12 protein-coding genes are annotated in these 12,884 nt (G+C 59.7%); 4 read left to right on the top strand and 8 right to left on the bottom strand.

What is annotated here, in order from left to right; translation table 11 throughout:
• Window positions 1-14: 14 nt before the first annotated feature.
• Window positions 15-1,208 carry an efflux RND transporter periplasmic adaptor subunit gene (locus U862_RS0102695; RefSeq protein WP_025108983.1) on the bottom strand — a complete coding sequence of 398 codons (1,194 nt, stop codon included), beginning with the start codon at window positions 1,206-1,208 and terminating at the stop codon, window positions 15-17.
• A 48-nt stretch (window positions 1,209-1,256) separates the two neighbouring features.
• Window positions 1,257-2,504 (bottom strand): TolC family protein, encoded by a 1,248-nt coding sequence (locus U862_RS0102690; RefSeq protein WP_025108982.1) that lies wholly within the window; start codon window positions 2,502-2,504, stop codon window positions 1,257-1,259.
• A gap of 410 nt (window positions 2,505-2,914) precedes the next feature.
• Here U862_RS0102690 and U862_RS0102685 point away from each other — a divergent pair, with 410 nt between their 5' ends.
• The 4 genes from U862_RS0102685 (at window position 2,915) to U862_RS0102670 (ending at window position 6,219) form a co-directional block, all read left to right on the top strand.
• The gene (locus U862_RS0102685) at window positions 2,915-3,589 is read left to right on the top strand and encodes a heavy metal response regulator transcription factor (protein WP_025108981.1); all 675 of its coding nucleotides are present in this window, start codon (window positions 2,915-2,917) and stop codon (window positions 3,587-3,589) included.
• Complete coding sequence (locus tag U862_RS0102680) at window positions 3,586-5,019, top strand: heavy metal sensor histidine kinase (RefSeq protein WP_025108980.1); 1,434 nt, start codon at window positions 3,586-3,588, stop codon at window positions 5,017-5,019. The genes U862_RS0102685 and U862_RS0102680 overlap by 4 nt, the downstream gene beginning before the upstream one ends.
• 391 nt (window positions 5,020-5,410) lie before the next feature.
• The gene (locus U862_RS31030; RefSeq protein ID WP_371262550.1) at window positions 5,411-5,845 is read left to right on the top strand and encodes a type II toxin-antitoxin system Phd/YefM family antitoxin; all 435 of its coding nucleotides are present in this window, start codon (window positions 5,411-5,413) and stop codon (window positions 5,843-5,845) included.
• Window positions 5,842-6,219 carry a type II toxin-antitoxin system VapC family toxin gene (locus tag U862_RS0102670; protein ID WP_025108978.1) on the top strand — a complete coding sequence of 126 codons (378 nt, stop codon included), beginning with the start codon at window positions 5,842-5,844 and terminating at the stop codon, window positions 6,217-6,219. Before U862_RS31030 ends, U862_RS0102670 begins: the two co-directional genes overlap by 4 nt.
• A 485-nt stretch (window positions 6,220-6,704) precedes the next feature.
• On the opposite strand, the gene U862_RS0102665 is transcribed toward U862_RS0102670, so the two are convergent.
• From U862_RS0102665 to U862_RS0102640, 6 genes are read right to left on the bottom strand one after another with little or no spacing between them, the layout of a single operon-like run.
• Window positions 6,705-8,447 carry an ABC transporter substrate-binding protein gene (locus U862_RS0102665; RefSeq protein WP_025108977.1) on the bottom strand — a complete coding sequence of 581 codons (1,743 nt, stop codon included), beginning with the start codon at window positions 8,445-8,447 and terminating at the stop codon, window positions 6,705-6,707.
• A 47-nt stretch (window positions 8,448-8,494) separates the two neighbouring features.
• A complete protein-coding gene (locus U862_RS0102660) occupies window positions 8,495-8,767 on the bottom strand; it encodes a DUF2160 domain-containing protein (RefSeq protein WP_025108976.1) in 273 nt (90 codons plus the stop codon).
• Window positions 8,768-8,777: 10 nt separating this feature from the next.
• Window positions 8,778-9,578, bottom strand: coding sequence for a carbohydrate ABC transporter permease (locus U862_RS0102655; RefSeq protein ID WP_025108975.1), 801 nt, complete (start codon window positions 9,576-9,578; stop codon window positions 8,778-8,780).
• Window positions 9,579-9,587: 9 nt separating this feature from the next.
• Window positions 9,588-10,454 carry a carbohydrate ABC transporter permease gene (locus U862_RS0102650; protein WP_007961995.1) on the bottom strand — a complete coding sequence of 289 codons (867 nt, stop codon included), beginning with the start codon at window positions 10,452-10,454 and terminating at the stop codon, window positions 9,588-9,590.
• Window positions 10,451-11,566 (bottom strand): ABC transporter ATP-binding protein, encoded by a 1,116-nt coding sequence (locus U862_RS0102645; RefSeq protein ID WP_025108974.1) that lies wholly within the window; start codon window positions 11,564-11,566, stop codon window positions 10,451-10,453. Before U862_RS0102645 ends, U862_RS0102650 begins: the two co-directional genes overlap by 4 nt.
• Window positions 11,566-12,660, bottom strand: a complete 1,095-nt coding sequence (locus tag U862_RS0102640) for an ABC transporter ATP-binding protein (RefSeq protein ID WP_025108973.1) — start codon at window positions 12,658-12,660, stop codon at window positions 11,566-11,568. The genes U862_RS0102645 and U862_RS0102640 overlap by 1 nt, the downstream gene beginning before the upstream one ends.
• Between the last annotated feature and the right edge of the window lie 224 nt (window positions 12,661-12,884).

Below are 12,884 nucleotides of genomic sequence, written 5' to 3'. Positions count from 1 at the left end.
AGGACCTTCCAGAATTAATGACTGTGCTCGGCTGAGGCTTTGCCCAGCTCCGACTTGAGGACGAAGCTGCCAGCACTGGCGACTTGCGCGCCGGCGTCCAGCCCTTGAGTGACTTCCACTAAACCGGCGGCGCGACTGCCCAGCTCCACCGCTTGCACCTTGAAGCCATCGTCGGTGCGCACGAATACCGTGGGTTTGTCCTCGACGGTCTGGATCGCGGTTTCCGGCACGGCGACTTTTGCCAGACGGCTGTCGGTGGCGACCAGCGCGCTGACGAACAGCCCCGGGCGCCACGAGCCTTGCGGGTTTTCCAGGGTGACGCGAACAGTCGCGGTGCGGGTTTGTTCACCAAGCAAGCTGCCCACATAGGCCACGGTGCCGGTGACCTCGGCTTTCAATTCCGCAGCGCTGACGGTGACCGGTTTGCCCACCTGCACCTTGTTCAGATCCTTGGGCGAAACACCGAAGGTGACCCACACCCGCGACAGATCCGAAAGGGTGAACGCTGCTGTGGTCTCATCGACCACCTCCCCTGGCGTCAGGTGTTTTTCCACCACCACGCCGTCGAACGGTGCGCGCAGTTCGTAACGATTGCCGCCAGTGGCGACCACGCTGCCGCTGAGCACGCTGATTTTCTGCCGGGCGTTGTTCATGGCGATTTCCGCCTCTTCCAGCGCCTGCTTCGCCTGCAGGAAATCCTGTTCGGCGGAGATCTTGTCCTGCCACAGCCTTTTCTCGCGTTCGTAGGTAGTCCGCGCCAAAACCAGACGCCGTTGCGCGGCAGCCTGTTCGCTGCGTTGATCGGAGATCTGCTGACTGGCGATCACCGCCAGCAACTGGCCCTTTTTCACCGATTGCCCGAGGTTGACCGCCACCGACTCGACCACCCCTGGCACTCGCGGCACGACATGCGCCGTGCGATCCTCGTCGAAGCGCACTTCGCCGGGGAACGACAGGCCGAGACTGATGCTCTGCGCCCGCGCCTCGGCCAGTTGAATGCCTGCGGCAGTGATCTGCTCGGTGCTTAGTTCGATGTGCCCTTCTTCGTCATGTTCGCCATCGGCCGCAGCGCCTTCCTCGGCGTGATCCGCGTGTTCAGAAGCCTCGTCGGCGTGCGCTTCGATATTGCTCGAGGCCGGCCACATCGCGCCGATGCCGATGCCCAATGCCAACGTCGCCACCGCGACAACCATCAGTCTTTTGTCCATGGAAACTCCTCTGCGCCGTGCCATCGCGCAGTTGTCTGAAAGTGAAATTCAAGGGCGGACGCTGAGGTCGCCGAAGATCCGTTCGATGCGCACGCGAGCGTCGGTCGCCTCGCTGACGGCCTGGATGTATTGGCTGCGGGCGGCGATCAGCGTGCGCTGGGCGTCGAGCACGTCGAGGAAACCGAACTTGCCCATTTCGAAGCCGCGCGTGGCGCTGTCCACCGCACTTTGCGCGGCGGGCAGGATGGTCTGGTTGAACGCTTTGACTTCGCCGTTGGCGGTCTGCCATTGCTCGAGGCTGGTCTGGATTTCGGTGCGCAAGCGCAGCTCGGTGGCGTTGCGCAGATCGCGCGCCTGATCGGTTCTGCGTGCAGCCGCGAGGACGTTGCCCTGATTGCGGTTGAACAGCGGAATCGGCATCGACAGCCCGACCACGTTGACCCGCTCGCGCTCGGTCTCGCTGTACTGGCTGCCAATGCTCACGGTCAGGTCGGGAATGCGCTGGGACTTTTCCAGGCCCAGCGACGCTTCGCGCTGGTCGATCTGCAACTTCGCCAGACGCAGTTCGGCAGTCTCGTTCAAACGCTCGAGCAAACGGATCGGCGGCGGCACACTGGTGAGGTTTTGTGTGGCGGCCTGCACGTTGGTCGACGTTGGCAACGGTGCGCCCATGACCTGCGCCAGTTGCTGATAGGCGTTGGCCTGATCGCGCTCGGCGCGACTCAGTTCCAGGCGCACTTCAGAAAGCTGCACCTGTGCTCGCGTGCCTTCGACCGGCGACGATTTGCCGGCCTCGATGCGCCCTTGGGCCACACGCAAACCGTGTTCGGCCAGTTGCAATGACTGGCGCGACAGCTGCAGACGTTGCTGCGCAGTTTGCGCGCTGTTGAAGGCTTGAATCACATCGGCACGCAAGGCGTTGCGCTTGCGCTCCAGCTCGATGCCGGCAGCATCCTGCGCGCGGCTGGCGACGTCGATGCGGGCGCCGCGTTTGCCGCCCAGCTCAATCGGCTGGCTGAGCATCACTGTGGTGGTGCGCGAGTTGCGCCGGGTGTCTTCGGCTTCCCAGGAAACTTCGGGGTTGGGGATCAGGCCCGCCTGCTTGCGGTCGCCCTCGGCAATGCCGATTTCCCATTGCGCGGCGGCCAGATCCGGGTTGCCGGCGAAGGCGCTTTGCAGGGCTTGATCCAGGGTCAGGGTCGATGCGCTGGCCAGGCTGCTGCCGACCAGCAACAAGAGCCCGCTGGCGGTTTTTTTCAGGCGTGATCGCGCCGTCAGTTCTATTAAACCGGACAATGGAAGACTTCCTTTAGTTCAGGATTTTTCGATGCCGCCACGGTAGGGTTTTGAACTTATCGACAAGGTGACTGAAAGATTACAAATCCGTTATCCACGGTTTACGGAAGTTGTTTTGTTCTAGGATGCGAAGTGCAAAAGGCTTTGCCGCAACACATGGAAACAAATACACAGTAGTTATCTGCCGAACAGCACTTGCCTGAATGCAATACATGTTTTTAGCGCACTCAGGCTGCGACAGGCTGTCGCGGATGGCCGTTTTAAAGGCCTCCTGGGTTGACCCTGTAGCCGCTACAGCCTTTACCGTACATGCCATTCACTTATTGAAATCCGTCCGGAAGCCCTACAAAAACAATAACTTTCCCGACCACCTTAATTAAATATCCATTAAATAAAAGTGGTGATAGATCATGCGAATCCTTGTCGTCGAGGACGAGCTTAAAGCTGCCGAATACTTGCATCAGGGTTTGACCGAAAGTGGTTATGTCGTTGACCACGCCATCAATGGCGCCGACGGTTTGCATCTTGCGCAACAACAGGCGTATGACCTGATCATTCTCGACGTGAACTTGCCGGAACTCGACGGCTGGGGCGTGCTGGAACAACTGCGCCGCACGCACTCAACGCGGGTGATGATGCTCACCGCGCGCGGGCGCCTGGCCGACAAGATTCGTGGTCTGGATCTGGGTGCCGACGACTATCTGGTCAAGCCGTTCGAATTTCCCGAACTGCTGGCGCGGGTGCGTACATTGATGCGCCGCAGCGAAAACATTCCGGTGCCGCAGGTGCTGAAAGTCGCTGATCTGGAACTCGATCCGGGCCGACATCGGGCGTTTCGTGGCGAGCAGCGCATCGACCTGACCACCAAGGAATTCGCCCTGCTGCATCTGTTGATGCGCCAGTCTGGCGAGGTGCTGACACGTACGCAGATCATCTCGCTGGTGTGGGACATGAATTTCGACTGCGACACCAACGTGGTCGAAGTGTCGATCCGCCGCTTGCGGGCAAAGATCGACGACCCGTTCGACCACAAGCTGATCCACACCCTGCGCGGTGTCGGCTACGTGCTGGAGGCGCGGGAATGAAGCCCGCCAGCCTGTCGATGCGCCTTGGTCTGACGGTGAGTACGCTGGGCGCAATGTTGGTGGTGTTTCTGGCGATCCTGGCGTATTTCGCCCTGACCCATGAGCTAAATGCGCTGTCCCGCGACAGCCTGCAAAAGAAGATGGCGCAGGTTGAACACAGCCTGTCGCTGTACGTCGATGCCAATGAAGTCAGCGGCAAGCCGCACATTCTGCTTGATCAGGTGATGGGCCACGACAACCTGACACTGACGATTTATGACCGTTTGAACCTGCGCTCGCCGCTGCTCAAGTCTGGCTCGGGGCTGACCGATCCACGGGTGGAACTCAGAGCGGTTCGCGGGACCACCGATCAACTGGCCTACAGCGACAGTACCGATGCCGAAGGCGCCAGATTCCTCACTGCCTCGAAGCTGATTCGCCTCAAGGATGGCAGCAGCGTGCCGGTGCTGTTGTCGATGGACAATGCCCATGATCAGGCGCTGCTCAGTGCCTATTTGCGTTCGACGCTGGTTGCCTTGCCGTTGCTGCTGGTGTTCATCGGCCTGACCGCCTGGGGCGCAGTGCAACGCGGATTGGCACCGCTGCGCGAGTTCCGCAAGGTGGCGGCGATGGTCTCGACCCAGGATCTGGAGCATCGACTGTCGGTGGTGAACATGCCGCAGGAGTTGAGCGCACTGGCACAAGGCATCAATTTCATGCTGGATCGGCTGGACGCCGGCGTGCAGCAGTTGTCGCAGTTTTCCGATGATCTGGCCCACGAATTGCGCACGCCTATCAATAACCTGATGGGCAAGGCGCAGGTAACCTTGTCCCGCGAGCGCACGACCGAAGAGTACAAGGACGTGCTGGTGTCCTGCACCGAGGAGCTGGAGCGCGTCGCGCGGATTGTCTCGGACATGCTGTTTCTGGCGCAGGTCAGCCATCCGTCGGCGCTGGCGCCGTTTGAGCCGGTGGCGCTGGAGGATGAAGCAGCGAAGGTCGCGGAGATGTTTTCGCTGTCGGCGCAGGACAAGGACATTCACCTGAGCGTGGTGGGCTGCGCGACGGTGGCGGGCGATCGGCTGATGATTCAGCGGGCGATTTCAAATCTGCTGTCGAATGCGCTGCGACACTGCCCGAACGGTAAAACCGTGACATTGCTGATCGAGCAAGGTGCAACGCAAAGCTCGCTGCTGGTGAGCAATCCTGGACCCGGCATCGAGGCCCGGCATCTGTCGCACCTGTTCGACCGTTTCTACCGCGTCGACAGCGCCCGCTCGCGCTCGCAAGGCAGCACCGGGCTGGGCCTGGCCATCGTGCGCTCGATCATGAGCCTGCATCAGGGGGTGGCCGAGGTGAAAAGCCTGCCAGGGGTGATGACGGTGTTCAGGCTTGGTTTTCCTGCGGTGACAGGAACGCCCCCATCGCTTGCAGGCAAGCTCCCACAATGATCTGCGGTGAGCCCTGCAGTTGTGAACACCTCAAAACCTGTGGGAGCTTGCCTGCAAGCGAAGGCGTCGGGTCAGGCACCTTTTTGTTATCTGACACACCGCCTTCGCGAGCAAGCCCGCTCCCACTGTGATCGCGGTCATCCGCAAAATGTGTGGACGCCGCCGAAACCTGTGGGAGCGGGCTTGCTCGCGAAAGCGTTGGGTCAGGCGATATCCAGGTTGAATACCAGACTGAAAATCGGCAGTTCTGTACGATTTTTTACCGATGCGCTTTCGTCTCCGCGCACACTCCGAAAGCTCCCGCCATAACCTCCGCTTCGTCCTACAGTCAGCCTTGAGTGGATAGCACTAAGGTGAGTGTCTTGGCAGGTTGAATATCGAGGCGAGACAAATGATGAAACGAGATATCTTTTGTGAGTTGACTGAGGGCATCGATGCTTTGACAGCCCAGCAACACAGCAGTATCGCGCAGCAGTCCTATCAACGCAGGTGGACGGTTCGGCCTCTTGGTTGCTCAGAGCACTGGCGCGATTTTACAGCCTTGGGAAATTCTGGCTATATTTGTCCAGAATTTAGGGGTGAACTGATGATCATCGTTCCGCTGGCGGAAGCCAAAAACAATCTGTCCAAGCTTGTCGACGATGCTGCGGCCGGGCAAATCATCACGATCGCCAAACATGGTCGGGCGATGGCACGTCTCGTTCCTGTAGGAAAAACCAGCGCACAGCGCATTGGCGCCATGAAAGGCAAGCTGATCCTGCCCGACGATTTCGACTCACCAATGCCCGATGACATGCTGGACGCATTTGAGGGCACTCAGGCATGAGACTTCTGCTCGACACGCACATCCTGCTCTGGACACTTAGTGATGATGCGAGACTGTCCGGCAAAGCCAGAAAGCTGATTGAAAACGCTGCCGATATCTACATCAGTGCCGCCTCCTTCTGGGAAATGGCAATCAAGGTCGGGCTCGGAAAGCTAAACGTTGATCTGGATGAAATCCGCCAATATTGCCTCGACAGCGGTTTCATCGAACTGCCGGTGACCTCCGAACACGCCATTGCCGTGAAGGATCTTGAGCATCATCACCGAGATCCGTTTGACCGGCTTATAGTCGCCGCCGCAATGACCGAACCGATGAAACTGCTTACCGCAGACCCTTTGGTTGTTCAATACACTGATCTGGCTGTTCTGGTTTGACCCAAAGCGTGAATGACTCACCATTACGCCTTGCCAGTAGATCCCCATGTTGAATGTCAGACCGCCATCGCTTGCAGGCAAGCTCCCACAATGATCGGCGGTGAGCCCAGCAGTTGTGAACACCGCGAAACCTGTGGGAGCTTGCCTGCAAGCGAAGGCGTTGGGTCAGTCACCTCTTTGTTATCTGACACACCGCTTTCGCGAGCAAGCCCGCTCCCACAGTGATCGGCGGTGAGCCCTGCAGTTGTGAACACCGCGAAACCTGTGGGAGCTTGCCTGCAAGCGAAGGCGTCGGGTCAGGCACCTTTTTGTTATCTGACACACCGCCTTCGCGAGCAAGCCCGCTCCCACAGTGATCGCGGTCATCCGCAAAATGTGTGGACGCCGCCGAAACCTGTGGGAGCGGGCTTGCTCGCGAAGGCGGCCGATCAGGCACACATGAAAACGGCACCTTTCGGTGCCGTTCGCCTTTCACAGTGCCGCTATCACTTGCGCGCATCCGCCCACGATTTCAGCAGTTCGTTGTAGCTCACGGTCTCGCCTTTCGGCTTCTCGTTCGCCAGTTTCGGTTTTGGTGCGCCCGGCTGATCGAACCAATACTGCGCGTCGCGTTCCGGATTCATCTTCGGTGCGCAAACAGCCTGGGCCTTGGAGCGTTCCAAGCGCGTCATGATCGCGTCCTGATCCTTGGCCAGGCCATCCAGCGCCTGTTGCGGGGTCTTCTCGCCGCTGGCAGCTTCCGCGATGTGGCTCCACCACAGTTGCGCCAGACGTGGATAGTCCGGCACGTTGGTCCCGGTCGGGGTCCATTGCACGCGGGCCGGGCTGCGGTAGAACTCAACCAGGCCACCGAGTTTCGGCGCCAGATCGGTCATCGCCTGCGAGTTGATGTCCGACTCACGAATCGGCGTCAGGCCGACGATGGTTTTCTTCAGCGAGACAGTTTTCGACGTCACGAACTGCGCATACAGCCACGCAGCGAGCTTCTGTTTCTCAGGCGTGGACTTCATAAACGTCCACGACCCCACGTCCTGATACCCGAGCTTCATGCCCTCCTCCCAATACGGGCCACGCGGCGACGGCGCCATCCGCCATTTCGGCGTGCCATCGGCGTTGACCACCGGCAGGCCGGGTTTGGTCATGTCGGCGGTGAACGCGGTGTACCAGAAAATCTGTTGCGCGATGTTGCCCTGCGACGGCACCGGCCCCGACTCGGAGAAGGTCATGCCCGCCGCTTCCGGTGGTGCGTAGGCCTTGAGCCAGTCGACGTATTTCTGCGTGGCAAACACCGCGGCCGGGCCGTTGGTGTCGCCGCCGCGGGTCACGCTGGAACCGACCGGGTGGCAATCCTCGACGCGAATCCCCCACTCGTCCACGGGCAAGCCGTTGGGCAGGCCCTTGTCGCCGCCGCCGGCCATGGAAAACCAGGCATCGGTGAAGCGCCAGCCGAGCGACGGGTCTTTCTTGCCGTAGTCCATGTGCCCGTAGACGCGTTTGCCGTCGATTTCCTTGACGTCTTCGCTGAAGAATTTGGCGATGTCTTCATAGGCTGACCAGTTCACCGGCACGCCGAGTTCGTAGCCGTACTTTTCCTTGAACTTGGCTTTGAGATCGGCGCGTTCAAACCAGTCGGCGCGGAACCAGTAGAGGTTGGCGAATTGCTGGTCGGGCAGTTGATAGATCTTGCCGTCCGGCGCGGTGGTGAACGAGATGCCGATGAAGTCCTTGATGTCGAGGGTCGGCGAGGTGAAGTTCTTGCCTTCGTTGGCCATCAGGTCGGTGATCGATTCGGTCTTGCCGTAGCGAAAGTGCGTACCGATCAGGTCCGAGTCGTTGACCCAGCCGTCGTAGATGTTCTTGTCCGACTGCATCACCGTCTGCATTTTTTCCACCACGTCGCCTTCTTGCAGCAGGTCGTGGGTGAGCTTGATCCCGGTGATTTCGGTGAAGGCCTTGGCCAGTACCTTGGACTCGTATTCGTGGGTGGTCAGGGTCTCGGAAACCACCTTGATTTCCATGCCGCGAAACGGCTCGGCAGCCTTGATGAACCACTTCAATTCTTCGAGTTGCTGATCGGCCGTCAGGGTCGACGGTTTGAATTCGCTGCCGATCCATTTTTTCGCAGCGTCCTCGTAGGCATCGGCCCAGGCAGATGCGCTCAAACCGCTGAGTGCCAGCATGGCTGCCAATGAAATGCTATGTCGCAGCTTATTGTTTTTATCGAACATAGAGACCTCCAGTTAGAGTTTCGGAGCACGATTGCCGAGCGACTCGACTAGCCCCAGCGCATCACAACCAACAGCCACACCAGAGACAGCGCGGACGCTACCCAGATGCTCCAGTCGGTGGCGCCGATGACCAGCAAATGCAGGTAGGCGCTGCCGAGAAGACCGATGAACAAGCGATCGCCACGGGTGGTGGCAATCGGTAGAAAACCTCGTCGCAGGATGCTCGGCGAGCGCAATTCCCACGTGGTCATGCCCACCAGCAGCAGACCAATGGCGATGAAGAAGCCCGCTGTCGGGGTGGTCCAGCTCATCCATTCCATCATGCGTTCCTCAGACCCGACCCAAGGCAAAGCCCTTGGCCACGTGATTGCGAACAAACCAGATCACCAGCATGCCCGGCAGGATGGTCAGCACCCCCGCCGCTGCCAGCACGCCCCAGTCAATGCCTGACGCCGAGACCGTGCGCGTCATCACCGCAGCAATCGGCTTGGCGTTGACCGAGGTCAGCGTGCGCGCCAACAACAGTTCGACCCAGGAAAACATGAAGCAGAAAAACGCCGTGACGCCGATCCCGGAGCCGATCAGAGGGATGAAAATCTTCACGAAGAACTTGGGAAAGCTGTAGCCGTCAATGTAGGCGGTTTCGTCGATTTCCTTGGGCACGCCGGACATGAAGCCTTCAAGAATCCACACCGCCAACGGCACGTTGAACAGACAATGCGCCAGCGCCACGGCGATGTGCGTATCGAACAGCCCGATCGATGAGTACAACTGGAAGAACGGCAGCAAAAACACCGCCGGCGGCGCCATGCGATTGGTCAGCAGCCAGAAGAACAGATGCTTGTCGCCCAGGAAGCGATAGCGCGAAAACGCGTACGCCGCCGGTAATGCCACGCTCAGCGAGATCACCGTGTTCAGGCTGACGTAGTACAGCGAGTTGATGTAGCCGCTGTACCAGCTCGGGTCGGTGAAGATCACCTTGTAGTTGTGCCAGGTGAAGTCCTGCGGAAACAGGGTCAGGCCGCCGAGGATCTCGGTGTTGCTCTTGAACGACATGTTCAGCAGCCAGTAGATCGGCACCAGCAGAAACAGGATGTACACCAGCAGCGGGATAAGCTTTCTTTTGCTCATGGCCGGGCCTCAACGATTGGCGTCGGAATGGGTCATGGCGGTGTAGAACAGCCACGAGACCAACAGGATGATCAGGAAGTACACCAGCGAGAACGCCGCTGCCGGTCCCAGATCGAATTGGCCGACAGCCATCTGGGTCAACGTCTGGCTGAGGAAGGTCGTGGCATTGCCCGGCCCGCCGCCGGTGAGCACGAACGGCTCGGTGTAGATCATGAAGCTGTCCATGAAGCGCAGCATCACCGCGATCAGCAGCACGCTCTTGAGCTTCGGCAACTGAATGTGCCGGAACACTGCCCACGCTGAAGCACGATCGATGCGCGCGGCCTGGTAATACACGTCGGGAATCGCCCGCAGCCCGGAAAAACACAGCAGCGCCACCAGCGAAGTCCAGTGCCAGACGTCCATCACCAGCACCGTCACCCACGCGTCCATGGTGTTGGCCGCATAGTTGTAGCTGATGCCCAGCGCATTCAGGCTCGACCCGAGCAAACCGATATCGGCGCGACCAAAGATCTGCCAGATGGTGCCGACCACGTTCCACGGAATCAGCAGCGGAATCGCCAGAATGATCAGCACCACCGACGACCAGCGGCCCTTGGTCGGCATGGTCAGGGCGACGGCGATGCCCAGCGGGATTTCGATCAGCAGCACGCACGCCGAGTAGATGAACTGACGCAGCAACGAATCGTGCAGACGCGGATCAAGCAGCACCTGCTTGTACCAGTCGGCACCGACGAAGTAGCGGCTGGACTGGTCGAAGATGTCCTGCACCGAATAGTTGACCACGGTCATCATCGGGATCACCGCACTGAACGCCACCAGCAGGAACACCGGCAACACCAGCCACCAGGCCTTGTTGTTCTGTACCTTGTTCATGGCTGCACCTCGGCAGGGTCGGTGTCTTCCAGGAGGAACTCGTCGGCATAGACCATCAGCCACTGCGCCGGAAAACTGATGTACGCCGTGCCCTGCGGCACCGGTTTGTCTTCTGCCAGGCGCACCTTCAGCGGCGCACCATCGAGGTCGAGGGTGAGGATCTTGTAGGTGCCGAGGTCTTCGACGTGTACCACCCGGGCCTGCATCGCGTCGTCAAACGGCTCGTCCCAGACGTGAATGAATTCAGGACGGATGCCGACCTTCAGATTTTTCCACTGACCGTGTTCGATATGCCGCTGCAAGGCCTCGGACAGCGGCAGGTGCGTCGAAGCGAAACCGACCCCGCCCGGCTGCGGCTGCACTTCGATGAGATTCATCCCGGGGCTGCCGATGAAGTAGCCGACAAAAGTGTGGCTGGGCCGCTCGAACAATTCGCGGGGCGTACCGAACTGCACGATCTGGCCGCCGTACATCACCGCGATCTTGTCGGCGAAGGTCGAGGCCTCCAGTTGATCGTGGGTGACGTAGACCATGGTGATGTTGAACTGCTCGTGGATCTGCTTGAGCTTGCGCCGCAGCTTCCACTTCAGGTGCGGGTCGATCACCGTCAGCGGTTCATCGAAGAGGATCGCCGAAACGTCGTCGCGCACCAGGCCACGGCCCATAGAGACTTTCTGTTTTTCGTCGGCAGTGAGGTTACGCGCCTTCTTGCTCAACAGGTTTTGCAGGTCGAGGACTTCGGCGATTTCCTGCACCTTGCTGTGCACTTTCGCCTCGGCCATGCCCTGATTGCGCAGGGGAAAAGCCAGGTTATCGAACACGGTCATGGTGTCGTAGACCACCGGAAACTGGAACACCTGGGCGATGTTGCGCTTCTCCGGCGTCAGGTCGTTGACCGCTTTGCCGTCGAACAACACATGGCCCTGCGAGGGGCTGAGCAGGCCGGAAATGATGTTGAGCAACGTCGACTTGCCGCAGCCCGAAGGGCCGAGCAAGGCATAGGCACCGCCCTGTTCCCAGACGTGATCCATCTCGCGGATCGCATAATCATCAGGCCCGCTCGGGGTTTTGCTGTAGCTGTGGGCGAGGTGCTGCAAACGGATTTCGGCCATCAGGCAACCCTCGCGACACGCAGGCCCGGTGCCTGCACCAGACGGCCCTGCGCATCGAACACGAACAGCTTGTGGGTCGGGATGTAAATGCGGATCGGCGCATCGACGTCGTACTCGTGAACCCCGGGCAGGTGCAGCACCAGCAGGAAATGCTCGTTGCGCACATGCAGGAAAGTTTCCGAACCGCTGATCTCCGCCACTTCGACAGTGACCGCCAGTTCCAGGTCGTCATCGTTGCTCGGCACCAGCGAGATATGGCTTGGGCGCACGCCAAAGCGGAACTCGCCCTCACCCACCGGGCGCAGATCGACGTTCAACGGGAAGTGCACGAAGTTGGCGAAGCTGACTTCATTGCCGACAATGCGCCCGGGCATCAGGTTGATCGGCGGCTCGGAGAACAACTCCGCCGCCAGCACCGATTGCGGCTGGTGATACACCGAGGTCGACGGGCCGCTCTGAATCACCCGGCCCTCGTGAAGAATGGTGGTGGTGCCGCCCAGTGCCAGCGCTTCGTTGGGCTCGGTGGTGGCGTAGATCGCGATGGTGTGGCGCAGCTTGAACAACTCGCGCATTTCCTGGCGCAGTTCTTCGCGCAGCTTGTAGTCGAGGTTGACCAGCGGCTCGTCGAACAGGATCAGCTCGGCGTCCTTGACCAGCGCCCGGGCCATCGCCGTGCGCTGCTGCTGACCGCCGGAAAGCTCCAGCGGATAGCGTTGCAGGAACTTCTCGATGCGCAGCATCTTCGCGGTTTCCAGCACTTTGCCGTGAATGATGTCTTTCGAGACCCCAGCCTGACGCAGCGGCGAGGCGATGTTCTCGAACACGGTCATGGTCGGGTAATTGATGAACTGCTGATAGACCATCGACACATTGCGCAACCGCACCGGGCGCTGGGTGACGTCGACGCCGTTCATCAGGATGCGGCCGCTGTCGGGCTTGTCCAGACCTGCCATCAGGCGCATCAGGCTGGTCTTGCCGGACAGTGTGCGGCCGAGCAGAACGTTGAAGGATCCGGGTTCGAATTTCAGGCAGGCATCGTCGATCCAGATCTGGCCCTCGACGGTACGGCTGACGTGCTCCAGGGTGAGTGACATGGCTCGGCCTTTTTTATTATTGGAGTCAAGCGACCTGTGCAGCAGAGCGACATTCGTGCCAGAAATGGCAAGTGGTTGATTTGTCTTGAAAAGTGCCGAAAACGTGGGAAATGGGTATTCATCGCTGAACACATTTGAACAGTTGGGCGATTGACAATGAACAATCGTGAACAACACTCTATGAACGCTTTTTGCCCGAATTTCGTGAACAATGAACATCCAGT

The sequence above is a fragment of the Pseudomonas sp. H1h genome (genome assembly GCF_000633255.1).
GTDB lineage: Bacteria > Pseudomonadota > Gammaproteobacteria > Pseudomonadales > Pseudomonadaceae > Aquipseudomonas.
This window is presented reverse-complemented; position numbering and strand designations above follow the sequence as displayed.